Below are 23,299 nucleotides of genomic sequence, written 5' to 3' on the forward strand. Positions count from 1 at the left end.
AAAGTCTTACCGAAGTAATGCCGGGAGCGGACGCTGAGGTACCTTGTCATACGCTCCGGAATTCATAAGCGTCACGCTTATAAATTCCTATATGTTAGAAAAACATAGATTGAAATATCATTTGGAATATTTTTATAATGAATGAGAGTGTTACTATCCAATATTTTTCCAAGTGAGAAGGAGTGGGTTCCATGCAAGAAAAACTGTTTGCCAGACTGCAGGAGATTTATCCCGAGCTGGTTCAATTCAGACGTGACCTGCACATGTACCCTGAGCTTTCCTTTAAAGAGGAAAACACAGCGAAAAAAGTAGCTGACAAGCTGACCTCGCTGGGTATCGAGGTGCGCACAGGTGTAGGTGGCATGGGTGTAGTTGGCCTTCTCAAGGGTGGCAAGCCAGGTAAAACGGTTGCGCTGCGTGCTGACTTCGATGCTTTGCCGATCCAGGATGAAAAAGACGTTGAATACAAATCACGCATCCCAGGTGTGATGCATGCATGCGGACACGATATTCATACAGCAGGCTTACTCGGGGTTGCGCAAGTATTGAGTGAATTCAGAGACGAGCTTCCAGGAAACGTCGTCTTCCTGCACCAGTTTGCAGAAGAGCTGCCACCAGGTGGAGCCAAAGCTATGGTCGAAGATGGCTGCCTCGACGGTGTAGATGTTGTATATGGCTCGCACGTCGCTTCCGATTTCGCTGTAGGCAAGGTCGGTATTGCCAATGGTTATGTGACCGCTGCTGCAGACAGCTTCGAGATCATGCTCTACGGAAAAGGTGGACATGGCGCGTATCCTCATACTGCCATCGACCCGATCGTTCTCGGTAGCCAGGTCGTTATGAACCTGCAACAAATCGCCAGCCGTCAGGTCGATCCGCTGAAACAGGTAGTTGTGTCTGTATGCTCATTCGTTGGCGGCGGGGAAGCGTATAACGTCATTCCTGACCAAGTCAAGCTAAAAGGAACCGTGCGTACCTATGACGAAGAAGTGCGTACTGCAGTAGAACAATCGCTGAAGCGCATCGTAGAAGCTACCTGCCAGGCAGTTGGTGCGAGCTGCGAGGTAACCTACGAGCGTGGTTATCCAGCTACATGGAATAACCCGGAAGAAACGGCACATCTGGAAGCTGAGGTTTTGCGCCTATTTGGCGAAGAAGGACTGCTGCGCATGCCTCCTGGAATGGGCGGAGAGGATTTTGCCTACTACGCACAGGAGCGTCCCGCAACCTTCTTTATGGTTGGTGGACGCAACCCGGATATCAAGGCTACCTATCCGCACCATCATCCAAAGTTCGATGTGGATGAGCGCTCCATGATTCAGACCGGACAAGTATTTATCGCGGCCTTGCTCGCGTACCAAGCGCGTCACCAAGGCGAATAACGGAAAAAAGGCAGGGACATCTCTCCTGCCTTTTCCTATTATGAAAACAGATTCATGCTAAGGTACCGCTCACCCGTATCTGGTGCGATGCAGACGACACGCTTGCCAGCACCCAACCGCTTCGCAATCGTGATCGCGGCAAAGACAGATGCACCTGAGGACGGTCCGACGAGTATTCCTTCCAACGCTCCCAGCTGCCTCATCGTTTGCAGGGCATCCTCATCTGCGATTTGCATGATTTCGTTATAGATGCTCGTATTGAGGATTTTCGGAATAAATCCCGGGCTCGTTCCAACAAGCTTGTGCGGTCCTGGTTTCCCCCCTGACAAAACAGGAGAGCCTTTTGGTTCCACAACGGCAATGTAGAGCTCAGGCAGCTTTTCACGCAATGCCTCCCCTGTTCCCGTAATCGTTCCGCCAGTTCCGGCAGTCGCTACAAAGGCATCCAGACGCCCGTTTGTTTGGTGATAGATTTCTTTTGCCGTTGTCACTCGGTGAATATCCGGGTTTGCCTTATTTTCGAATTGCTGGGGAATAAAGCTGCGCGGAATCTCCTTTTGCAGCTCCTCCGCCTTGGCGATTGCTCCGGGCATCCGCAATTCACTCGGAGTCAGTACAACCTCGGCTCCGTATGCTTTCAAAATATTAATTCGCTCTTTGGACATATTGTCGGGCATGACCAGTATCGCCCGATAGCCTTTGGCCGCAGCATTCATCGCCAGTCCGATTCCCGTATTGCCACTCGTTGGCTCAATAATCGTATCTCCTGGCTGGATCAAGCCAGCTTGTTCGGCAGTCAAAATCAGATTGTAGGCTGCGCGATCCTTTACACTACCGGAAGGATTGAATTTTTCCAGCTTTACAAATACCTCAGCCGCTCCTTCGGGAACTATGCGATTCAATCGAACCATCGGCGTATTCCCAATCAACTCTGTCATATTTTGATAAACGCTCATCGTCAACCTCCTGCAAAACATGCTCTATTGTCTTCATACCAAACGATTTCATAGTAATACAATAAGAATAATACAATTAATCCTTCCTGAAAACCCGTATATAAGGAAAAAGCCCACCTCCTCCATGTGCTTTTGGAAAAAGGTGAGCAATTCTATTATCTCCTGATCTCGTTAAAAAGCATACTTGGTCTTCGTCTGACTGATTACATTGACGCCATCCTGATACAGCTTGTTTGCTGACTGTTTCAACCCTGCCTGTTCTTTCTCGATGGCGGCTAGCTGCTGTTTCGCCTTTTGTATGGCTTCGGTTCCTGTTTTGATCGCTTGATTCACTGTTTCTTCCCGCTTTTGCGCATCAGGGACCGTTGCTTTGATTTCCTCCCATACACTCTTGATGTCTGTTATATCGGTTTCCAAAACGGCGATCAAGTCATTCATGCTCTTCTTCTTTTCCTGAATCGTCGCATCCATCGTATTCATGCCATCAACCAGTACCTTCATACTGCTTGCTGTTCCTTGCATGACTTCAAATTCTGTTTTATGGATACTCGGCTGCTTCGCATACTGGCCAAGCTCGTCCAAAAGGCCTTGCAATTCTGTCACTTGTTCCTGATTGAAGCTGGTTTCTTCTGAAAATTGGATTTCCGTCAAATACTGTGCCGTTTCGATAAGATCGGCTGCAAGCTTGGACGTCCGTTCCACTTTCTTAGCAAAATCGACTCGTTCTTGTTCTTTGGCCCTGCGCTCTGCCACTTCTTTTTTCTTTTGCTCTGCTTCCTGCGTCACCCGTGCTGTTAAATCTTGTAGCTTCTTTTCATAGGTTGCCGCCTGACTCGCGAGAAGCTTGGTTTCAGTTGTTTGAATATCAGCAATCGGTCCTTGGAAAACGAGCTCCTCCGCACTCACAGTCGCATGTACTTCCGCTCCACTATCTGGCTGCGACTTTAGAATCAGCTTTCCTCCGTCTATCGTCCCTGTAAATTGCTGCGTATCGCTTTTTAGAGTGGGAATATCGTCTGTATCTTTTTCTACGTTTGCTGCTGAAATTTCAACCTTCACATTTTTCTCATCTGGTGTTACCTTTGCATAAAGAAGATGCGAACTATCTTCATACAAATACCCTTCTGCCAATGTGACCGGACTGAAATATCGGTAACCCGCGAATCCTAGTGCCGCTACGACGATTAGTGCGATAATGATGATGGTGGCTTTGTTTTTTCCCCGCATAATGCTACTCCTTTACCTGCTATTTGTATGACGATCGGCCTGATTAGATTGCCAAAATGCCCCATAGTTTCATCATACATGAAGGCTTGCGCCAAACCCTATGAGTCAAAAGGCCAATTCATATGAAAGAACTTCCTCGTATGAAGTAGCTCTCTTTCGCATTTATTTTACTGTTTCGATCTGAACATTTTCTGCAACGATCTTCCACTCTGTTAAAGGGCATTCAAACAAGACATGCAGCTCTCCGGCGATGTGCTCTTCCCACTGTTCAGCCATCTCTCGAAGCTCTTGCGCAGGATACTCTGACCTACATTTCTCTATACCAATCTATCGTAAAATAGTTCACGGACTCACTCCTTTGTTATTTATGGATAAAATTTACATAACAAGAGTAGCACAAGTTCAACTTGCTTCAAAACATAGTAATTTCATACACGACTGTTGGATACGATCATATAAGCGTGGTATAATTTGGAATGGATTGACAATAATCTATTTACAGTTAAAGGATGAGGTGTGACATGAAATTTGTTACCAGACGGGATTTATGGTTATCTATCACCATTTGGGTCTGCATCCTGATCTGCGTTTTTTCTGGACTTTCCCCTCTTTTTATTAGTGGTGCGGATGCTGTAGGTGGGACTGTCGTTTTCATCATCTGCTTTGCCGTTGCCGGATTGTTAGTCTGGATCTGGCTGGGAACTGTCTATTATGTAACGGAATCAGCTCTACTTGTTTACAGTGGGCCACTCAAAAAAACCATTCCTCTGCAAAGCATCACAAGTGTCAAGCCTGTCACCTCTATCGTTGCAAGTGCAGCGACATCCAGCAAACGACTTGAAATCCTCTACAACAAGTATGATTTAATCTATATCTCTCCCCTGGAAGAAAACGCCTTTTTGGCAGAAGTTCAAAGTCGCTGCCCTGGGGCTACCGTTCAATCTCGTTAGATGCTCTTTAAAACAAACAGCCCTGCGACACATAAGGGTGAAGTTGCAGGGCTCCATAATCGTTTTCTTTTATTTGACTAATCCTCCTCGCAGCTCTTTCACGCCGAATTCCAGATACGCCTTCAGGCAGGTCAATACAAACACCCAGCCTTCTTTATTATCAACCAGCTTGCTTACAAATTCAGGGTCATCCTGTGAAAAGCCTTCTTCATTGACTTCTATCACGGTACGAGCCTTGTCCACTTCTTGCAGCGTTATTGTAACAACATGTTCTTCCCCATGGCCTTCCCACACAAACACGATTTTTTGGTTGCGCTCGATTTCCTTTACTTTGATGACCACGGTGGCATTGTATTCCGCATACATGAGTGTAATCGTTTTGCCTGCTTCCCATCTATCCGAGCTGGACGAAAACCAAAAGTTCCCGATTTTTGCAGGATCAACAAAGGCTTCGAACACTTCATGGGCAGGTCGCGCGATCGAAAATTTCGTTAGAATGTTCATATGTACACTCATCCCTCTTTCTATTTGTTTCCTGTCCGCGAAAAAAATCTTCCTGCTCCTATTGAAACATTCCAAAACATACCTCGTCAAACGGAGTGTAACACTAACAACCAGACGAGGTGATCACTATGAAAATCAATCGCACTCTGCTTACTCTTTCTACATTTGCTGTCATGGCTCTATCTATTGCCCAACCAAGTTTTGCACAAACAACTCCGTTTACAGACCTGGCAAATGTAGCTGCCAAAGATAAAATTCTTGCTCTGCAACAAATGGGTACGATTCAAGGTGTAGAGGATCATCATTTTATGCCAGACGCTACAGTGACAGCTGCGCAAGGGATTCAATTGATTGTAAAAGCCTTGGACCTGAACCTGGATACGATCCGCTTTATTAAAGAACCAAAAGCAACCGACTACTTTTCAAAAGCGGACAACAATGGCTGGTATGCAAATGCGCTCATCATCGCAGCGAACAACAGCTTTGAGTTGCCAGCTGACCTCGACCCCAATCAGGTTTGGACCAAAGAGCAGTTCATTCATCAGTTAATGCTCGCGATGGAGCGTCACGGTAATTTGCCAATGATCAAGATCGTTCCCGTCGAGTTTGGGGATGCAGATCAACTGACTGTTCAATACCAAGGTACGATTCAGCGCTCACTTGTCCTAGGGATCACCGCGCTGGACACAGATAAATTGCTTCATCCCAAAGATGCCATCACACGTAAAGAAGCTGCCGAGATCATCTACAATGCAGTTGAATATTTGAAAGCACATCCTGGCCCAAAAGACGATGACACAAGCACACAAGGTCAATAAAGGATGAATGCCCACCATCCCATTTTGCATGAATCGTACTGGGTGGTGGGCTTGTTTTTGGGGATGGGTAATAAAGACTGAAAGTTTCGGAAAGTATTCACAGCCGAACAAAAAGCTGCACAAGAAATTCATGATATGCTAATTGCAATGATTCCATTTTCAGGAAAAGAAAGGATGAAGCATATGCAGCTGAAACTGATCGAAAATATTCCTTTTTGTTCGGTTGACGGCTCTCCCCTTTGTCTTGACATCATCATGACAGAAGAGGCTGCCGCTGATCCACAGCCGGCAATCATCTACATTCACGGTGGAGGGTGGCTTAGAGGAGATAAGGCTGGTTTAGGCGGGCGCGATATGAATGCCCGGTTTGCCAGGCATAGTTTCGTGTGTGTGAACATCAATCACCGTCTAAGCGGAGAAGCCAGCTTCCCTGCACAAATTCATGATGTGAAAGCAGCCGTACGATATATTCGAGCTCATGCGCACGAATACAACATCGATCCTGCGAAAATAGGCATATGGGGCCATTCCTCCGGCGGACACTTAGCATCCTTGCTTGGTATATCTGCTTTTGCCAGTGAGCTTGAGGGAGATGGGGGCAACGATGCCTACTCGAGCGAGGTACAAGCTGTCTGTACCTTGTCTGGACCAACCGATCTGCTGCAGATGGGTGGCTGGCATGATCTTGCTCATTCCCCAGAAGCCCGACTCTTCGGTATCAGAACGCTTGCCGATAATCCGCAAACGGTAGCTCTAGCCAACCCCATCCATTACGTCACAGAAAAAGCCCCGCCTTTTTTCATTGTTCATGGTGACGCCGATAGCATCGTCCCCATCCATCAAGCTGAGCTTTTGTATGCAGCGCTGGAGGATGCCAGCTTTCTTCGTGTAAAAGGGGCTGACCATGGGCTTGTCGGCGGAAATCTATCCATCGATGAAATTCTGGACTATATCCTCCTCTTCTTTCGAAAGCAACTGACCAAAACCAAAGATACCCCTGCACAAATTGTTCAAAGTCGAACCGAAGAAAAGAACCTGATTCAATATTTTGTTGACCAGTCGGCTACCCCCAGCAAGTAAGAAGCATAAGGACGTCCATTCTTTCACACGCTACTAGGAAAAGGTGGTGGATATTTATGGACAAGAAGAAGGCAGCTCCGAATGACGAGCCAACTGTAGCTCCGAGCATGTACGGTCATGACCCTCTTGAGGAAAAAGCGAGCGAGCAAGAAATAGAAAAGGGAGATTATACTTCGGTTACGAGGCTTTTCGTTGATCGCACTCCAGAGGATTGAGGAAAACGGGTTTGATACCCGTTTCTTCCTTTTTACTGGTCTATTACGGACAGTTCAAAGTCTTTTCTCCATATTGCCATACGCAGTCTATCTACAGAAATACCATTTCTCCATCTATCCTGATACATTATCGCTTCTTCTCGAAATCCATTTTGACGATACGACCGAATTGCCTTTCTATTATCTACATCAACACGAAGCCAAATTTTGTTTAACTCCCACTCACGAAATCCTACAGATAGCATCGCTCGTAATGCTGAGGAGCCATACCCTTTCCCCCAAAACCGCTTATCGCCAATCGCAATGCCTATTTCTGCACTCTTGTCTGCCTGGTCTATGTTTTTTAGATCAACCCAACCAATGTGGTTGCCGTCTTCGGTAGTAATCGCTTTTTGTATGTATCCGTTACTTCTGAATATACATGCCTCGATCCATAGCTTTGTTTCTTCTTTTGTGAACGGAGGATACTTATCCGGAACATTCAAATAGGCGGTGACTTCCCGATCCAGCGACCAGCGAAAACGGTCTTCTACATCGTCTAGCGTTAAATCACGTAAAACTACTTTTGGAAGCTGCATATCCCTCACTCCTTACCCCTTCATTTTTCAATCATCTAACCTGTTACGCCCCAATTTTCTTTTCAATTGTGAGTTCTTTCGTGCCTTTGCGCACATTTTCTCTTGGTGTGAACATTTGGTACGATTCAGCTCTTTAAATAAGAGAAAGAGTGATTTCCACTTGGAAGCCTGACCGCTTTTTCACAAAGTAATCTTGTGGTATAGTATAATTCGTTTTGGAGGATTACCTGGAGCAGACACTGAAGTATCTTGGTGTACGTCTCAAACGTATAAACAAACAAGCCTTCATTCGTTCGTACGACGAGCCCTTAACCTTGTTACAAGCAAAAAAAGGAGTGTACATTGTGTCATCTCTTATTGGTTGGTCGATTAGAAACATTTTGTGGCCCTATATGGAAAAAAAGAAAGGGAACAAAATCAGAGCCTATATGTCTGAAATGAAAAAATTTCAGAGTCTTTCGGAGCAGGAGATTTCTCAGTATCAGTCTGAACGTCTAAAAGAACTGCTCGCTCACGCTGTAAAAAACGTTCCAGCCTATAAGGATCTCGATCACGATCTGATCAACTCTGTTTCTAACCCTGCTGAAGCGATTCAGCATTTTCCGATTCTTACCAAAAAATATTTCAATAAAAACAGCGAGAGTTATGTTGCAAACACCGCTGACCGCTCACAGCTCATCGCCAATCGCACGGGCGGTTCGACTGGAGAGCCTACACGATTTTATCTAGATCGGGTAACTGTCGAGCATTTTGAAGCTGCACGTTGGTTGGGATTGTCATGGAGTGGAATTCAAATTGGCGATCCATCTGTGATGGTTTGGGGCTCCTCTATTGAGCTTACGAAAAATCAAAGCCAAATTCACCAGCTGAAAGAAGTTTTGTTAAAAAACCGAACGATCATTTCTGCCTATGATTTGAAGGAAGAGAGCATTCGAAACTATCTCGATCAGATTCACTCCTTCAAACCAAACTACCTGTATGGGTATCCGTCTGCTTTGGCATTATTAGCTGAGCTGATGATTCGAAACCATCTGAGACTACAGATTGAGCTGAATGCAGTCGTCACTACTGCCGAGACCCTTCAGCCTCAGCAAAGAGAAGTGATTGAAAAAGCCTTTAACTGTAAGGTCGTTAATGAATATGGTGCTCGAGACGGTGGCATTATTGCCTATGAATGCCCAGAAGGAAACATGCATATTTCCGCCAAAAACTGCTATCTGGAAGTCGTCGATATTCATACCAAACAGCCCCTTGGATATAATGAAAAGGGCTTGTTACTCGTTACCGATTTAAACAACTATTCCATGCCTCGAATCCGTTATCAGCTCGGCGATGTCGTTTCACTTTCGGATAAGCAATGCAGGTGCGGGAACCACCTACCAATCCTTGGCAGTTTGGAAGGACGAGAAGACGACGTATTTGTTGCACGTGACGGTTCGTATGTCCACGGAAACTACTTTAACCAAGTCATGTGGAATTTGGAGAGCTTTTCTGGTTATCAGCTAATCCAACATACGCATGAGGATGTTTCGTTGAAATTAGTCAAAAACGTTGGCAGTCATGACTTTGAACGGGATGAACAGATCTTCCGAGATGAGATTATGAAAAAATTAGGGAATATCCATCTTTCAATCTCGTTCGTAAATGAAATTCCTCGCAGCAGTTCGGGTAAAATTAGATATGCAGTCAGAGAATTTCCACTTGTTACGACGCCAACGATCGTTGAGAATGAAAAGGAATTTACAAAATTAAACCTCTAGGATGTGAACCACTTGGATATAACCGATTCTAGCTTCTTGGGTGAGGTGAGCATTGAACGGCTCCTTTTCATTTTTCTAATGATAGCCTTGACCAATTTTATTGAAACGACCTCCTATTGGTCACGATTAGCGGGGGTACGTGGCCAAAAGATAGCAATCTCTAATTCACTGTACGCCATGATTTCCTTCGGTTCCCGAACCGCAACCCTGTTTTTTATTGCTCCGATCGGTGGTATCATTGACCGCGCCGTAAAAGGTAACTTTGACCCTTTACATATGCTGCAGTTTACACTGGTCGGGGGAGTGCTCGGAACTGCACTGGCGATCATTTTTATGCCGACCATCGTTAAATTTTATGACATTGGCGTAGAGCGTTTAGAAAAAGACGGCAGCATCATACGGGTTTTCAAGTTCCTCATTCTCTCAAAAGAAGGTTTATCTGCACTGAAAAGTTGTTGGACTCCTCCTCGGTTCGAGATGGTGAAAAAACTGAAGCTCGACGGCATTCCCAAAAGCATGGTCATCTTGAATATCGTGCTGTACACCTTTTTCAGTATGGGAGCGATTGCTGCTTACTACGCCGCTTGGTTGAATCCTGAGTACATGGCGCGTGCCAGCAGCCTTTCTCCTGCCATTAATGCTATCGGAGCATTTTTACTTCTATTCTTTGTCGATGCCCAAAGTGCGATCATCGTAGACAGAGGATTAAATCGAAAAATCCCAATGGAAGTTGTTCGATCCGCCATGGTCTATCTGGGGATCAGTCGCTTTCTAGGAAACATCCTGGCGATCTTCACCCTTTATCCAGCCGCTTTAGGAATTTCCTTCTTAACGAAATTCTTCTGATGCATTCTGCTGGAAGATTATATCGCCACAAATAACAGGAGCCGAGGAATATGTCCTCGGCTCTTTTTTTTCGGCTCAACAAAAAATCCCCTAACTTTAGTTAGGAGACAGTATGATTTGAATCACGTAATGTTATAATTGCCCATTGTAATCCATTTCTTATCCGTTGATAGAACGCCGTGTGCGATGAAAGTCGCTCGCACGGTGTAGGCTCGAACAAAAACCCCCATAATAGAAGGGAATAAGTCGAGAATAGCGATTTCGATTTCGTCTTTACACGTTTACTTGATGCGCCATTTCCTATCTTTACCTTTACCGACAATCCAGCATGGAGAGGAAACATTACGTCAGTTAAAGTCGGCGATCGGGTGATAACAGAATTGCTAGGACAGACATCGCCGGGTGACTATGTGTTTGGATCAACAAATGTTGCTCCTCCTCCGGTAGAATTGGATGAAGGTATTAACTTTATTGCCTTTAATCCGACATTATTTCCCAATAATGAGAAGTACATCATCACGATCAAATCATCCGGATATCCAGACGTTACCCTTACACTTCAAGGTCCAATTGCATCACTACTTTAATAATTCCATCGACAGACCCTTAGGAAATTTTCTAGGGGTTCCTTCTTATATTCAATCCTATACTATTAGGGAATAAAAATACTTGAAATCATCATTTTCAATTAAGCACATTTCATCTTGTACCCAATCACATGTGTATTCACAATCCAAATTCTTTTTGAGCGTTTCCAGGTCCCATCCCAATTGAAATTTTCCTATCCTCTTGGTTGGGATTATTTCTAAGTCGTAATCCGCTTTCATGTGCTACAACTCCTTTCAGCTCATTTTTAACACACACAAAAAAATCATAACTTTAGTTAGCAGACAGTATGAATTGCATGGCGTAACGTTATATTTGCCCATTGTAAAAACCCCCTCTTATTCGTTGGCGGAACGCCGTGTGCGATGAAAGTCGCTCGCACGGTGTAGGCTCGTTATAAAGCCGAAAGGTATAAGACGAGAATAGCCAAGGCAAAACTCTTGTGTACGAAAGATTATTTGATACGCGTATTGGCTTCGATGATACTGACTATTATGGGAGTATTACAAGCGTAAAATTGTATACTGTCGAAGGAGAAGTGATTCATGAAATTAAGACATTAAATGAAGAATGGCCCGGTGGATACTCCTACTACGATCCTGGTGTTGGTAGGACGAAATCAATCGACATATCTCCGTATTTATTTCCGCACTCTAAAACATATCAAATCGTCATTACGGCAAATGGATATGCCAATCTGGTTCTTACAATTGCAGGACCAGTAGGGGCATAATCTTGATTCCAGTTTTTTATCAAGCTTAGAATGTGAAAGGGTCTGCCCTCAAAAGGCAGTCTCTTTCTTTTTGTTCAAAGAACACGCTAGAAAACCGAGTGTAAATTCGCTGTCAAATCGTACAAATTACAGCCAGAACGCTTTCTGCATACGCCCCATAATTGTTTAAACTCCACTGACCGTAATTGTCAGCTTTGGGCTGTTACTATGTTGGTAATACCCATTCGTTTCCTAACTCAAAATCGAGGAGGAATAATTATGAACAATCCAATCACATTACGAGGACTCAGCACCATCAGTTTCTGGGCTGCTGATCTCGAAGCTTCGAAAAAATGGTATACAGAGCTGCTTGGCGTCAAGCCATACTTTGAACGACCAGGATATTTTGAGTTTCGTCTTGGTGATACTCAAGCTGAATTGGGTGTTATTGATAGCCGCTACTCCCCCACTGACTCGCAAACAAGTCCAGCCGGCACCATTGTATACTGGCATGTCGATGATGTGAAAGCAACTTTTGAAAAGCTTCTTTCTATGGGTGCAACGACATACGAGGAACCTATAGAACGTGGACCAGGATTTATCACTGCCTCCGTAGTTGATCCTTTTGGAAATATCCTTGGAATTATGTACAATGCCCACTATTTAGAGGTCCTAGAATCAATCAAAAAGTCCTGACAGTCGGGTTCTACGTTTATCCATCAGAGCAGGCGGTTAATTTCGTGCTTGCGTTTTAGGCGGTAGGGAACGACTCCGTTATCTCGAGCGAATTAGAGCGGAAGATATTGACAACAACCGACTCTTCATAATAACATTACTTTACGTAAAAATATTATTTTGCGAAGGTGTGATTATATGGAGATTTCAAAGGGAGTAGAAATGCTTCCCCTCGATTTTCATGGGAACATGATTCACCCCATTCTTTTGTGGGATAGAGAAATGGCCGTATTAATAGACACTGGATTCCCAGGGCAAATGGTAGATTTACGTGTGGCCATGGAAAAAGCAGGAGTGTCGCTCGACAAACTAAAAGCTGTGATTTTAACCCATCAGGATATGGATCATATAGGCAGTCTCCCTGAGATTTTGCAGGAGTGTGGGAATCGAGTTAAGGTTTATGCACACGAACTGGATAAGCCTTATATTCAGGGGGAGCTCCCACTTTTAAAAGATGGGCACCTGGAGAGTCCCCCAAAAGGCCGAGTAGACTATACCTTGATTGACGGTCAGGAACTGCCTTTCTGCGGCGGGATTCGCGTCATCCATACTCCTGGGCATACTCCCGGTCATATCAGCCTTTATTTAAAGCAAAGTAAGATTCTCATTGCTGGGGATTCGATGTACAGTGTAAACGGAATTCTTGGAGGAATTCATGCCCCAACCACACCAGATATGAATGTAGCTCGTCTCTCGTTAAAAAAGTATGTAGATCTCGACATCGCATCCGTGGTTTGTTATCACGGGGGATTGAGTGATGAAAATGTACATGATCAAATAGTAAAGCTTAGCCAAGGGTTATAAAGATAAGGCTTGCCCCTCATTTAGGAATCGTATGTTTGGATAATCTCAGCTCGTAAAAACACAATCACAGAAAGTTATAACTTTAGTTAGCAGACAGTAAAACTAGGCTGGTGTAACGTTACATTTGCCCATTGTATAGCTTTCTTATCTGTTGATGGAACGCCGTGTGCGATGAAAGCCGCCAGCACGGTGTAGGCTCGAACGAAAACCCTCACACATAGAAGGGAATAAGTCGGGAATAGCTATGAATTGATTACCAAACCCCATGTAATTCCATACGTAGATGGACTTGTGGCGAGCAGTGTTAACCAAATAGTTAGGTCGGGAGAGTATACGTATTGGCCGTTTACTACTTCCACGAACGACTTGAAATTGATTGTCGTCGCATTTGATTCTGACAACAACGAAGTAAAACGTTGGGAAGTTCCGGGTTATCGGTACACCATCAGCATTGAGATCGATAACCAGAATAAAAAGGTAGTGTTCTTCATGTATCAAAAAGAAGGCAACTTCCCAAATGGTTCCTATCCTGTTTCTTTTGACTGGGATCAATTACAGATCGACTAGTTAGGATAAGGAATCGAGAAAGAAAAGCTTGGTATGTTTACTAATACGACTTCCATCAACAGCCCTCGGGATAACCCGAGGGTATTTTTCTGCTGGAATTGGTTGTAAAACCATCCCCCCTCTTGTTTCCCATACTAACGTACAGTAAGATTTAGGAAAAACGATTAGGGAGTGGACAAATGGTCACTTGTTACTTGAAATACGTTATTGATCCATACCAGGTTGATGTTTTTGAAGAATATGCAAAAATGTGGATTCCCCTCGTTAATAAGTTCGGTGGACACCACCATGGTTATTTTCTACCTCATGAAGGTGCCAATAATATCGCCTACGCCCTCTTCAGCTTCCCCAGCTTGGCTGAATACGAAGAATACCGTAAGAAAATCCCGACAGATGAAGAGTGCCAAAAAGCCCTCGCTCTCGCAGATAACACAAAATGCATTATTAGCTACGAAAGAAGCTTCCTTCGCCCTGTACTTGAATAAAGAAACCATCCAATCTCGCCCATCTTTTGTAAGATGGGCTTTTCAACACTCAACACCTGCTCCTTCTATTCATCCTGCTGTCACCTCTTACAAGCAAAAATAAAAAAACCCTCCCTTCCGACCAGGGGAAGAAAAGGGAGGCTGGGTGGAACGGGCTCAAATCTCTAGTTCACCAAGTCGAACGAGTTCGACTACTGCCTGAGATCGACCTTTGACACCTAATTTTTGCATAACATTACTTATGTGATTGCGCACAGTCTTTTCGCTGATGAAGAGTTGTCCGGCAATCTCTTTGGTTGTCTTATCTTGGACCAAGAGTTCAAACACTTCTCTTTCGCGATTCGTTAACAACGGCTTGGTTTGGTCGCTACCCTTCAATCGTGCCACCCCTCCTTGTGGGCTCTACAGGAACAAGGTTGAGGGATTACAGAGTCACCTTATCCTATGATGGGGGGTGGGTGATGGTGCCGGAATTTCAAGGATTTTAGGCTTTTGCCATACATCCTATTCAGAAAAAGGGCAATGGGTTCCGAACACCGCAAACAAAGATCTTCGATAAACACCGCGAACACGCTACTTTTAGGACGACGATGGCCGCCTTTTTGTCTGTTGCTCCCGGTCATACGCTCGAATGACTCTGAAGGAAGCAGGCGCCGGAACCCAAGGCCAACACCGCCCCCGACACTTCAGTCTATTCAACGCACTCACGTACTGCTCCCGTCTTTTCGCCCTCATTTTATTTTGGTTTACCATCTTTGTTCCCAGCAGTCGACAAAAAAACTCCCGTCATCTCAGCCGATAAAGGGAGCCGTGCACATCATTTTTTTCAAGCGTTAAGAAAACCTCTATCGAGGCTTCCTCAATGAGGAGCGACCGCGTTTAGCGGAAAGTTGTCATGCGCTCCGGAATTGATAAGCGTCACGCTTATCAATTCCTATACGTTAAATAAAAGGCGTGCGATGATACGTCTGCTCAAACTTTTCGCGCAGCCCTTTAGCAAGCAAGGTAAAAGAACCAACAGCCACAATAAAAGCAAGTAATGGCGTGAGGAAAATCCAGGTGAAGTTGCTGTAGACAAAGCCGCGGTATGATCCCAAAAGCCCCGCCCATTCATGCGTAATGGAGTGATAGATAACGGGGTCTGTCGTCATTTTTGTCCCGCCGACGAATAAATCGAACATCCCTAAAAGACCCATCAACGTCATGATCGCAACCATCTCGGTCACCAATATAATAATCAGCTGCTCTTTTAAATGGGGCAGGATGTGGCGGAAAATAATTTGTTCCCGGCCAGCCCCAAGTGAGGTAGCAGCCAGTACATACTGCGTATCTTTGATTTGCTCGGTCTTCTGTCGGATGGACGAGGCAACACTAGGAGCACCCAATATCGCCACAATTCCAATGAACAGCATGACTAGCGTCGAAGTAGGCATCAACGGATTGATACTTACCCCTTTTAGCAAAAAGTACACGGGAATAAAAATCGGCATATAGCCCCACGCATTTTCGATAGCCAACCACCATCGCTGAGGCTTGTCCTGGATGCCAATGTACAGCCCGATAACAGAGCCTAAAACCACCCTGCCAGCTGCTATCGCCAGTGTCACAAACAACGTATAAGGAGCCCCGTGCAGGAGCAGTGTAAGCAGATCATAGCCCCACTTGTCGGTGCCGAATAGATGATCACTCGACGGTGGTAATGGCGGCGAAATAATGACTGTTTTACCGTTTATAACCTCATTGCGTGTCTTTTCCTGATGATCGAGTGGATATGGTGCCATATAGGGACCGATCAGTCCAATCACGAGCAGAAGCAGTGCCAGAATAGAGCCTGTCCATAAAGACCAATTGAATCGTTTCTGCATAGAAAAACCTCACTCATACCGAAAAATGTAGCGACTACTTATAGACGACCGCCCGTTCAAACAAATACAGAACCAAACGAATCAGGAAATAGACCAAGATAGACAATAGAATGATACCCAAAAGTCCCATGACTGCGGAATTGAACTGATACGGTGCGTTTTTACTAAAAATAAAGCGAGTCAAGCCGACCACATTAAGCAAATATTCCACAATGAACAGATTCGCTACAGTAATGGCGATTGTCTTTTTCAGATCAGCCAACAAAAACGGCTTGATGTTTTTGTATACGTGATGGACGAGAACATGCCATATCCCCATCCCTTTTGCCAGTGCAGTCTTGATGAAATCCTCTCCGCCAATCTGGACATATTTCAGGCTGACCACCTTCATCAGGAAGATGGTAGGTCCTATGGACAAAAGAGTGATGGGAAACCAGTTGTTGGCGGAATCACTCGTTGGTGACAATGTAATGATCCGGATGTTAGTCAGCTTATAGAAACTGATTGCAGCCAAAATCGACAAAAAAATCAGAATAAAATCCGGAATCGTCGATATGAGATTGAGCAGCTTTTGCAGCTGGCGCACCATGCCAAATCTTTGCAGAAACAAGCCAAAAACCAGACTCACTACAACCGCAATACAAACACTCGAAAATAGCAGCTCAAACGTGCTGAAAGCAAAAGGAAGAATATCCTCCGCTATACTTCTCTCATTGTCGCCTAAATAATAGGTTCCCAGTGACCCCGTTGCGATCTGCTGTATCAGGTAAACCGTTCGTACTACTACTTCTTCTGGTGCAAACACAATCTCTTCTTTGACCGTGTACAGCATGAACGGCCCGCCACAAACAGCGATCACCAAAAAGAACATTCCTACCAGTTGTTTCACATATGACAAGCCTTCATACCCCCTTACTATTTCCAACAATACACCATCTAAAAAAATTCATCCAGACAATCAAAAATATTTTATGTTTTTTTATATTTCAGATAATGGATGGTGGTAGAAAAGCAATTCTTGAGGCTACTTACGCGGAAGAGAGTGAAAATCGAAAGAGGGGCGATCCTGGTGTTCCCCTCTTTTCTCTTAACGAATGAGGTAAAAATCTGTTTGCCTTTTGGCCAAAAAGTACACCTTGCCATCTACAAAAGCGATGGATTCTTCCAAATAGATAGGGATTTCCTCATCCCATTCAGGTATGTATTGCCGAATATTAAATTCCATGGCGTAGCACGTATTGTTTTGTATGGTCAACTCTCCCTTGACCGGGATTGCTTCCTGCTTATCGTACAAGCCAATAAGTGGCCCTGCGGCATGACAATGAGTGCCGATGGGATGCGAATAAATCATCGCCTTTATCCCTTCTGCTTCAGCCTGCTTGATACATGCTGTGAAAATCTCATTGCCAGTCTGTCCTTCTTGGAAGTTCTCACACATGATGTCTTCCAATCGATTCGCAGTCTGCATGGCGTTCTGTAATCCTATCGGAGCATCGAGTTCGTTCATTTTTAATACGTACGCAAGCTGTTGAGTATCTGTCGCCAGCCCTAAATAATGAATCCCGAAGTCCAGATGGATCACATCCCCAGGGACAATAACCACATCTTCAAGCTTGCCACAGCCTTTGCGAATGACATCTACAGTTGGGTAAAAGGATGTCCGTATTCCAAGGTCATTTACTCGTTGCCTGATCCAGCGAACGACGTCAGTCGTCCTCGTAATTCCAGGATGGATTACTTGATTGGAGAGTGCCTCTTGCGCCAAATTTCTGGTAATTGCTGCGATTGCCGGATACGCTATCAGCTCCTCGTCTGTGCGTAGCTGAAGCCAATCAAGCGCGACCCGTTCTGCACTCATGACGGCAGGCGCCTGACTTGCTTCGAGTACCTCCAGCAATTTCGTAAAATACGAGTGCGTTAGCCCATCGCAAAAGCTGTAGTGGTCGGAGACATTGACGCCAATGTACTTCGGTTTATTCTCAGAAATGATGCGGGCCAAGCATCCCCATTGATCTTCTTTTGCCGGCTCCCAGACTGGTCTATAAAAAGGCTCAAAATCGGGGTTCGTATGAATGACCAAACAATCTACTGTCTGGTCTTCATTTAAAGCAAACACGATGATCGTCAATCTTCTGGAGCTGTCAATCGCTGCCGGAAACAGTGTCTCCATGATCGGGTCCTCCTGATACTCCCGGCCGATTATCACCCACATGTCCATTTGATGCTTCACCATAATCGCGGGCAATATCGTAGCTAAACGTATTTGCAGCCATTGATCCTGCATTCGATCGCGCACCTGCAGCGGCAGGATGTTGTTTCTCACGTTCATCTCGTTCAAAGCGCTTTCCCCCGCCCTGATATATTTTCATAGAAAAAAGACGGCTGCTGCCGCCTATCTGATGATCACAATCTGAATTTCCATCGTCCCCATATCATGCAAGTCGAGTGGTGCAGTCAGTGCAGTACCCGTCATTTCTTGCATATCCCGATTCAGCAAAAACAACGGCGGTGTAATATCTACCAGCACGCCTCGATTAGACAAAATCGTACTCGCATTCCCCGAAATCATATTTCCTAGCTCTGAAATTGCACTTTTACCAATTTCATCCATTTCATTGACAGGGAAACCACCCATCATAGCGGAAATGATTCGCAGAGCCAAATCCTCCTGGATGCCAAAAAATATATCTCCTTGCAATTGACCGGTCATCCCAATACGAATCCAGGTATGGCCTTCACGATGTATCCATTCTTTTTCGGCCAATTCTCCTCGAGAGATATCGACATTGCACACTTGCGAAATCACCGATGAGGCAGATTCTAAGAATGGATCTAAGTATTGGACTAGCATCTTCACTCTCTTCCTTTCCCGGGCAATTATCTGTCGTATCCATATCATAATGTCGATTTTTGGCAGTTGCAAGAGTCATTACCATAAAATGTAGGGAAAAAGTCTCTTATATACGGAATTCCCGGAAAAAAAGACTCTACTTTAGCCTCATATCGAATGGTATAAATAGTCTTGCAGGAGCGTAAATCGAGTACTTCTACTCCTACTTCATGGTGACTTAACTGCCATACCGGAAGCTCCAAACGTTCAAAAGCAAAAACGGTATCTCCAAACTCGAAGCATTCCATGATGCAACGCTCATGCGGGTAGCTCTCATCAGCCTCAAGTAAATGAACCGGCTCCAAGCCAAATTGTTGAAGCAAATGCTTACGATCGAGGGCTTGGTCTCTCCGATGCTTGCTAACGGTACGTCGTGGTGAAAGTAACGGATACTCCTTCATTACATATTCCCACTTGATCCCATGATAAAACATCAAATTTTCCCTCCCCAGACACAAATACCCGGCAACAGCCTGATCATGCGCTTCGCCGGGTATGCTTCAAAACTCTACCTTTTCTTTCCTATCACATTCATTTCCGCTCGGGCTTCTCGTCCCAATGAGTCTGTTGCAACTACTGTCAGCTTTTGCCTTCCTTCCTCAATATGATCGAGCACAAGTCGAAATCCCCCTTGATCATTCACATCAGCCTGTAGCTCCTGATTACCATACTGGATTTGAAGACTGACAGCACCAGTCCCTGTCACCTTCCCTTCGATCGGAATAGACTCCCCGCCTTTTGCTTCAAGCTGGTCTTGCTTTAATTTAACTGTTGGTGCAGGAACTGCTCGCGCTTTGTAGTTCAATCGCAGCTCGCCTTGATGCAAGACAATCGATCCGGCACTAGCATCGACATATCCGTAGATCAACAGGGCGCTTTGATTGCCTGCCCCGTCCTTGCCCTCGATCAAAATACGATTCTCCCCATGCTTCAATGGCAGTGTCTGAGTCACATATTTTTGAACAGGGACCTCGAGCTGATCTTCTTCAAAGCTGGTGACAATTTGTCCATTTACACTAATCTGTCCCTTGTATGTCTGATCTCGATACATAAACCGGATCGGGACCAGCATTTGCTTCGTTGCTGGGTCAAATTGTACGTCCTCTGCTCCATCATTTTGGAACTGCAAAATGGGAGGGGTCGTATCCACAATGACTCGCTGTGTAAATTGCCGCGTGTTTCCATACATGTCTCGAGCACTGTAAACAACATAGTTGAGCCCTTCTGGCAGCCGCAGGATCGTCTCAAAGGAACCATCTGCCTCGACCTTTACCGGAGCCTTGTTAATCGCTAGCCGAACTCGGTCCAGCATATCCTCTCCAGTCACTTTTCCGCGCAAGGCGACATCCGGCTGCTTGGAAATTTTCAGGTAGGAGAACAGATCCTCCGGAAACTCGATGAATGGCGGGGTCGTATCGCTCTTCCCATTCAAATGAACCACACTGATATTTCCCGCAAAATCGTAAGCAACCACACTCATTTTCTTGTCGGGTTGATTGACAATCGTACTTGTTACCTTGGCTGAGTATGGTCCGCCTACTTTTTTCCCGTTCACATACAGCAAGTACCCTTGAATGTCTTTGTCCCGACTGCTCCATTGCACGCGATTTCCTGACACCGATGCAGAAATGACTGGTGGCTTCGTATCCACTCGGATCGGCAAGGTCAAGGTCTGCCAGTTGGCATTGCGTCCATCGATTTTGGCCTTGATGCTAAAGTGATATTGGCCATCTGCTACCTGTTCATAGGTTCCTTTTTCGGGAACGTACGCTTTGCCATCCCAGCTCCACGCTTCTCTCTCCGTGTAGTAATAGGGCGTACCCAGCTTGGACTGATCGTATTTGGATACCTTTTCATCGCGCACCAGCGTCCGGATTGGCTTGCCAGATTGATCGGTTACCTCCACGATCACTTGACGGGCATTGCGTAAAAACGTAATGGATGGAGCAGCCGTATCGTAATGACCGTCACCATTTGGCGAAAAAGCGATTTGAGTCGGATCGATTTTCGCTGCTCCTTCCTCGCCAACACCTGTTACACCCAAGTAGTCACGGTACTTCCATTTGTCATTGCGTTTGTCATGGTACCACGTTGTTTTGACCCCTGTGCGCTTTTCCTGGCTTCCTTTCTCCCACATCGGCTCGTCCATGATTCGCGGCTCGTTCCAATTTCCGTAAAAGCCAAAGTACGGAACACGTAAGGTGGGAAGCTCCTTATCATCAGGCTGAAACGCAATAAAGCCCTCTGCAAACAGATTTCGTGCTGTCTCTTGGGGAACCTGGAGCGTCACTTTCACCTCACTTCGTTTTCCCGGAGCAACGGTGACTTGCGTATTAGAAAACTGCAGCTTGGCCCCGTCGAGTGGCCCCTCGGTCAAGAGATTCAAGCCATCCTTGCGCAAATCAGTCAGTACCCCGAATTCATCCTTCAGCTGATACGTTATTGGCTTTTTACCGAATTTGTTATCGAGAAATAAGGAAAAGGACGTCGTAGGGCCAATTTCCCCCAAAGAAACCCCAGCCTTACCCTTAGCATCAACAATGATTACAGGCGTTTGGATCGCCTTGTTGATTTGCATTAGTCCTGCCCCCTGCACACGCGGGCTGTAGGGCATTTTTTGCGCACGCGCCTTTTCAAATGCAGCAACACTTTGCCGCGGGTCCATAATCGGCTGTGCCGTATTCATGGCTGCTGCTTTGAGCGTCTCTACAAGCGACCTGCCCTGCAGATTTCTTCCTTGCTTTTGGTAGGCCTGCTTAAGCAGCGCCATCCCTCCCGCTACATGTGGTGTCGCCATAGAGGTTCCGCTTTTCACCGCATAATCGGAGTCTTTTACCGTCGACAAAATCCCACCGCCTGGCGCGGATATTTCTGGCTTGAACTGCAAGTCAGGCGTAGGGCCCCAGGATGAAAAAGCAGAGATAGTCCCGCCATCAGGATATGGCATCGGATTTTGCCCATACTCGCCGTCAAAGGTGATGCTTACCTTTTTCCCCTTTTTAATCGCCTGCGCCAGCTGCTCACCCATTTGCTTCAAGACCGTTACAGCCGGGATTTGCTTCAGATGCTCAGCGCTGATCATCACTGGCCCTGTCTCATTATTGTAGATAACCGCTCCCACAGCTCCTGCCTCCTTGGCGAGACGAAGCTTCTCATCGAACGAAATGTCTCCTCGCTCCAGAAGCACGACTTTGTCTTTGACCGAGACGTTGTAATCTTCTTTTTTCCCTTTTCCCATATAGACAAGCGGATAAGGCTTCAGCAAAGTCGTCACTGGATTGATTGCCGTTCCTGTCGCCACATGTCCATGCAAGTAAACCACTCGTTCCAGACCTGATACACCTTGTACACCAAAGCTGTAGCCTGCCAGCGAAGTTGCATTGACAGAGGCGACCGCAAATGCGTCAGGTGCGAGTCCAGGTGAACCGATCATAGCCACGTCCGGGTTTTGTGCACGCACCTTGTCACTGCCAAAATAGGCATCGTTGCCCGCCGCTGCAACCACGATCACTCCGTTGTCTACGGCACGCTTGACCGCCATTTGCTCAGTGTTTACCTCGTCCACATAGCCTGCCGAGGAGCCCAGGCTCAGATTGATTACATCCGCTTTTTTCGTGACGGAATCGTTAATGGCAAATAAGATGGATTCGCTTAATCCGGGCACTTCTCCTTGATAATTGGAAAACACCTTTTGGCTCATAATTTGAGCTTCAGGAGCGACACCCTTCATTTTTCCGTTTGCCGCAATTATCCCCGATACATGCACACCATGCTGAGATTCTCCGACGTCCTCTGTTGTTTGATTGCGGTCAGCCCAGTTGTACCCGGGAATCACTTTTTTCGTAGAGCCTGACTTTTGCTGTGCCAATCGCTTGTCACGCGGGGCAGGCATATCCGGATGCTTCGGATTGACTCCGGTATCGACTACAGATACAAGCATCCCTTCTCCTTTTACCCCTGCATCCTGCCAAGCCTTGGTAGCTTCAATCATATCCAGAGATGAGGTCTGCGGAATCGAGACCTGCTCGCCCAAAAAGGAGTGCTCCGCACGTTGCCATTCATCCGCTACAGAAAAGCGTGACTCGCTTCCTTCCTTCGTTGTTTGCTTCTTGACTTGTACCGGAAACGCAGCGTCCTGCATATCCTGGATGATTTGTGTTTGAAAGCTTGTGGTGTCTATCCCCGCAAGCGCATTGACTCTGCCTGTATTCACTGTCGTTATGGGAAGCAAAACCAACGCCAACCCTAAGCTGAGTACCTGTTTTTTCATCGTTTGCCCCCTTTATGGTAAAGCATCCATTGTTTTAAGTTTTCACAGG

Annotated in this window: 24 protein-coding genes; 13 read left to right on the forward strand and 11 right to left on the reverse strand. The window is 45.7% G+C overall.

The features are described 5' to 3' along the window. Nucleotides 1-191 precede the first annotated feature (191 nt). On the forward strand, nucleotides 192-1,382 hold the full coding sequence (locus tag SB752_RS08890; RefSeq protein WP_410715310.1) for an amidohydrolase: 1,191 nt from the start codon (nucleotides 192-194) through the stop codon (nucleotides 1,380-1,382). A gap of 38 nt (nucleotides 1,383-1,420) precedes the next feature. Here the strand turns inward: SB752_RS08890 and cysK are convergent, their stop codons facing one another. Next, entirely contained in the window at nucleotides 1,421-2,338 is a 918-nt protein-coding gene (gene cysK / locus SB752_RS08895) for a cysteine synthase A (protein ID WP_410715311.1), read from the reverse strand. A 171-nt stretch (nucleotides 2,339-2,509) separates the two neighbouring features. Continuing rightward, nucleotides 2,510-3,565 carry a hypothetical protein gene (locus tag SB752_RS08900; protein WP_410715312.1) on the reverse strand — a complete coding sequence of 352 codons (1,056 nt, stop codon included), beginning with the start codon at nucleotides 3,563-3,565 and terminating at the stop codon, nucleotides 2,510-2,512. A gap of 521 nt (nucleotides 3,566-4,086) precedes the next feature. Here SB752_RS08900 and SB752_RS08905 point away from each other — a divergent pair. Beyond that, nucleotides 4,087-4,515: a PH domain-containing protein gene (locus SB752_RS08905; RefSeq protein ID WP_410715313.1), complete on the forward strand. Its 429-nt coding sequence runs from the start codon at nucleotides 4,087-4,089 to the stop codon at nucleotides 4,513-4,515. Between the two features lie 69 nt (nucleotides 4,516-4,584). Here the strand turns inward: SB752_RS08905 and SB752_RS08910 are convergent, their stop codons facing one another. After that, on the reverse strand, nucleotides 4,585-5,019 hold the full coding sequence (locus SB752_RS08910; protein WP_410715314.1) for an SRPBCC family protein: 435 nt from the start codon (nucleotides 5,017-5,019) through the stop codon (nucleotides 4,585-4,587). Nucleotides 5,020-5,147: 128 nt separating this feature from the next. Between SB752_RS08910 and SB752_RS08915 the strand changes: the two genes are divergently transcribed. The 3 genes from SB752_RS08915 to SB752_RS08925 all read left to right on the forward strand — a co-directional run bounded on the left by SB752_RS08915 (nucleotide 5,148) and on the right by SB752_RS08925 (nucleotide 7,132). Next, nucleotides 5,148-5,837, forward strand: coding sequence for an S-layer homology domain-containing protein (locus SB752_RS08915; RefSeq protein WP_410715315.1), 690 nt, complete (start codon nucleotides 5,148-5,150; stop codon nucleotides 5,835-5,837). Nucleotides 5,838-6,020: 183 nt separating this feature from the next. Continuing rightward, nucleotides 6,021-6,917, forward strand: a complete 897-nt coding sequence (locus tag SB752_RS08920; protein WP_410715316.1) for an alpha/beta hydrolase fold domain-containing protein — start codon at nucleotides 6,021-6,023, stop codon at nucleotides 6,915-6,917. Nucleotides 6,918-6,973: 56 nt separating this feature from the next. Next, a complete protein-coding gene (locus SB752_RS08925) occupies nucleotides 6,974-7,132 on the forward strand; it encodes a hypothetical protein (protein ID WP_410715317.1) in 159 nt (52 codons plus the stop codon). Nucleotides 7,133-7,164: 32 nt separating this feature from the next. Here the strand turns inward: SB752_RS08925 and SB752_RS08930 are convergent, their stop codons facing one another. Further along, a complete protein-coding gene (locus SB752_RS08930; protein ID WP_410715318.1) occupies nucleotides 7,165-7,710 on the reverse strand; it encodes a GNAT family N-acetyltransferase in 546 nt (181 codons plus the stop codon). A gap of 344 nt (nucleotides 7,711-8,054) precedes the next feature. Here SB752_RS08930 and SB752_RS08935 point away from each other — a divergent pair, with 344 nt between their 5' ends. The 8 genes from SB752_RS08935 to SB752_RS08970 all read left to right on the forward strand — a co-directional run bounded on the left by SB752_RS08935 (nucleotide 8,055) and on the right by SB752_RS08970 (nucleotide 14,225). Continuing rightward, nucleotides 8,055-9,470 (forward strand): phenylacetate--CoA ligase family protein, encoded by a 1,416-nt coding sequence (locus SB752_RS08935; RefSeq protein WP_410715319.1) that lies wholly within the window; start codon nucleotides 8,055-8,057, stop codon nucleotides 9,468-9,470. 12 nt (nucleotides 9,471-9,482) lie between these two features. Then, the gene (locus SB752_RS08940) at nucleotides 9,483-10,316 is read left to right on the forward strand and encodes a lipid II flippase family protein (protein ID WP_410715320.1); all 834 of its coding nucleotides are present in this window, start codon (nucleotides 9,483-9,485) and stop codon (nucleotides 10,314-10,316) included. A gap of 302 nt (nucleotides 10,317-10,618) precedes the next feature. After that, a complete protein-coding gene (locus tag SB752_RS08945; RefSeq protein WP_410715459.1) occupies nucleotides 10,619-10,903 on the forward strand; it encodes a hemoblobin-interacting domain-containing protein in 285 nt (94 codons plus the stop codon). A gap of 461 nt (nucleotides 10,904-11,364) precedes the next feature. Then, entirely contained in the window at nucleotides 11,365-11,655 is a 291-nt protein-coding gene (locus SB752_RS08950) for a hemoblobin-interacting domain-containing protein (RefSeq protein WP_410715321.1), read from the forward strand. Nucleotides 11,656-11,913: 258 nt separating this feature from the next. Further along, entirely contained in the window at nucleotides 11,914-12,330 is a 417-nt protein-coding gene (locus tag SB752_RS08955; RefSeq protein ID WP_410715322.1) for a VOC family protein, read from the forward strand. Between the two features lie 177 nt (nucleotides 12,331-12,507). Beyond that, a complete protein-coding gene (locus tag SB752_RS08960; protein ID WP_410715323.1) occupies nucleotides 12,508-13,173 on the forward strand; it encodes an MBL fold metallo-hydrolase in 666 nt (221 codons plus the stop codon). A 249-nt stretch (nucleotides 13,174-13,422) separates the two neighbouring features. Beyond that, complete coding sequence (locus SB752_RS08965) at nucleotides 13,423-13,740, forward strand: hypothetical protein (RefSeq protein WP_410715324.1); 318 nt, start codon at nucleotides 13,423-13,425, stop codon at nucleotides 13,738-13,740. A gap of 194 nt (nucleotides 13,741-13,934) precedes the next feature. After that, entirely contained in the window at nucleotides 13,935-14,225 is a 291-nt protein-coding gene (locus SB752_RS08970) for an NIPSNAP family protein (RefSeq protein WP_244873306.1), read from the forward strand. Nucleotides 14,226-14,381: 156 nt separating this feature from the next. On the opposite strand, the gene SB752_RS08975 is transcribed toward SB752_RS08970, so the two are convergent. From SB752_RS08975 to SB752_RS09005, 7 genes are all read right to left on the reverse strand, one after another. Then, complete coding sequence (locus SB752_RS08975) at nucleotides 14,382-14,603, reverse strand: helix-turn-helix domain-containing protein (RefSeq protein WP_003387736.1); 222 nt, start codon at nucleotides 14,601-14,603, stop codon at nucleotides 14,382-14,384. A gap of 563 nt (nucleotides 14,604-15,166) precedes the next feature. Further along, nucleotides 15,167-16,090 (reverse strand): ABC transporter permease, encoded by a 924-nt coding sequence (locus tag SB752_RS08980; RefSeq protein WP_410715325.1) that lies wholly within the window; start codon nucleotides 16,088-16,090, stop codon nucleotides 15,167-15,169. Between the two features lie 34 nt (nucleotides 16,091-16,124). Continuing rightward, nucleotides 16,125-16,988, reverse strand: coding sequence for an ABC transporter permease subunit (locus tag SB752_RS08985; RefSeq protein ID WP_410715326.1), 864 nt, complete (start codon nucleotides 16,986-16,988; stop codon nucleotides 16,125-16,127). A gap of 189 nt (nucleotides 16,989-17,177) precedes the next feature. Continuing rightward, entirely contained in the window at nucleotides 17,178-18,419 is a 1,242-nt protein-coding gene (locus SB752_RS08990; protein WP_410715460.1) for a M24 family metallopeptidase, read from the reverse strand. A gap of 63 nt (nucleotides 18,420-18,482) precedes the next feature. Beyond that, nucleotides 18,483-18,941, reverse strand: a complete 459-nt coding sequence (locus SB752_RS08995) for a chemotaxis protein CheX (protein WP_410715327.1) — start codon at nucleotides 18,939-18,941, stop codon at nucleotides 18,483-18,485. A 44-nt stretch (nucleotides 18,942-18,985) separates the two neighbouring features. Further along, nucleotides 18,986-19,414: a hypothetical protein gene (locus SB752_RS09000; protein ID WP_410715461.1), complete on the reverse strand. Its 429-nt coding sequence runs from the start codon at nucleotides 19,412-19,414 to the stop codon at nucleotides 18,986-18,988. A 74-nt stretch (nucleotides 19,415-19,488) separates the two neighbouring features. Further along, nucleotides 19,489-23,250, reverse strand: coding sequence for a S8 family serine peptidase (locus SB752_RS09005; RefSeq protein ID WP_410715328.1), 3,762 nt, complete (start codon nucleotides 23,248-23,250; stop codon nucleotides 19,489-19,491). Between the last annotated feature and the right edge of the window lie 49 nt (nucleotides 23,251-23,299).

It is taken from the genome of Brevibacillus sp. SIMBA_040, from assembly GCF_046535075.1.
Classification (GTDB): domain Bacteria; phylum Bacillota; class Bacilli; order Brevibacillales; family Brevibacillaceae; genus Brevibacillus.

Bases quoted from the DNA above. Each gene is read 5' to 3' on its own strand.
- SB752_RS08980 (WP_410715325.1), bottom strand. From the start codon at position 16,090: ATGCAGAAACGATTCAATTGGTCTTTATGGACAGGCTCTATTCTGGCA.
- SB752_RS08915 (WP_410715315.1), top strand. From the start codon at position 5,148: ATGAAAATCAATCGCACTCTGCTTACTCTTTCTACATTTGCTGTCATG.
- SB752_RS08910 (WP_410715314.1), bottom strand. From the start codon at position 5,019: ATGAACATTCTAACGAAATTTTCGATCGCGCGACCTGCCCATGAAGTG.
- SB752_RS08920 (WP_410715316.1), top strand. From the start codon at position 6,021: ATGCAGCTGAAACTGATCGAAAATATTCCTTTTTGTTCGGTTGACGGC.
- SB752_RS08960 (WP_410715323.1), top strand. From the start codon at position 12,508: ATGGAGATTTCAAAGGGAGTAGAAATGCTTCCCCTCGATTTTCATGGG.
- SB752_RS08930 (WP_410715318.1), bottom strand. From the start codon at position 7,710: ATGCAGCTTCCAAAAGTAGTTTTACGTGATTTAACGCTAGACGATGTA.
- SB752_RS08990 (WP_410715460.1), bottom strand. From the start codon at position 18,419: ATGAACGTGAGAAACAACATCCTGCCGCTGCAGGTGCGCGATCGAATG.
- SB752_RS08890 (WP_410715310.1), top strand. From the start codon at position 192: ATGCAAGAAAAACTGTTTGCCAGACTGCAGGAGATTTATCCCGAGCTG.
- SB752_RS09000 (WP_410715461.1), bottom strand. From the start codon at position 19,414: ATGTTTTATCATGGGATCAAGTGGGAATATGTAATGAAGGAGTATCCG.
- SB752_RS08905 (WP_410715313.1), top strand. From the start codon at position 4,087: ATGAAATTTGTTACCAGACGGGATTTATGGTTATCTATCACCATTTGG.
- SB752_RS08955 (WP_410715322.1), top strand. From the start codon at position 11,914: ATGAACAATCCAATCACATTACGAGGACTCAGCACCATCAGTTTCTGG.
- SB752_RS09005 (WP_410715328.1), bottom strand. From the start codon at position 23,250: ATGAAAAAACAGGTACTCAGCTTAGGGTTGGCGTTGGTTTTGCTTCCC.
- SB752_RS08925 (WP_410715317.1), top strand. From the start codon at position 6,974: ATGGACAAGAAGAAGGCAGCTCCGAATGACGAGCCAACTGTAGCTCCG.
- SB752_RS08900 (WP_410715312.1), bottom strand. From the start codon at position 3,565: ATGCGGGGAAAAAACAAAGCCACCATCATCATTATCGCACTAATCGTC.
- cysK (WP_410715311.1), bottom strand. From the start codon at position 2,338: ATGAGCGTTTATCAAAATATGACAGAGTTGATTGGGAATACGCCGATG.
- SB752_RS08995 (WP_410715327.1), bottom strand. From the start codon at position 18,941: ATGCTAGTCCAATACTTAGATCCATTCTTAGAATCTGCCTCATCGGTG.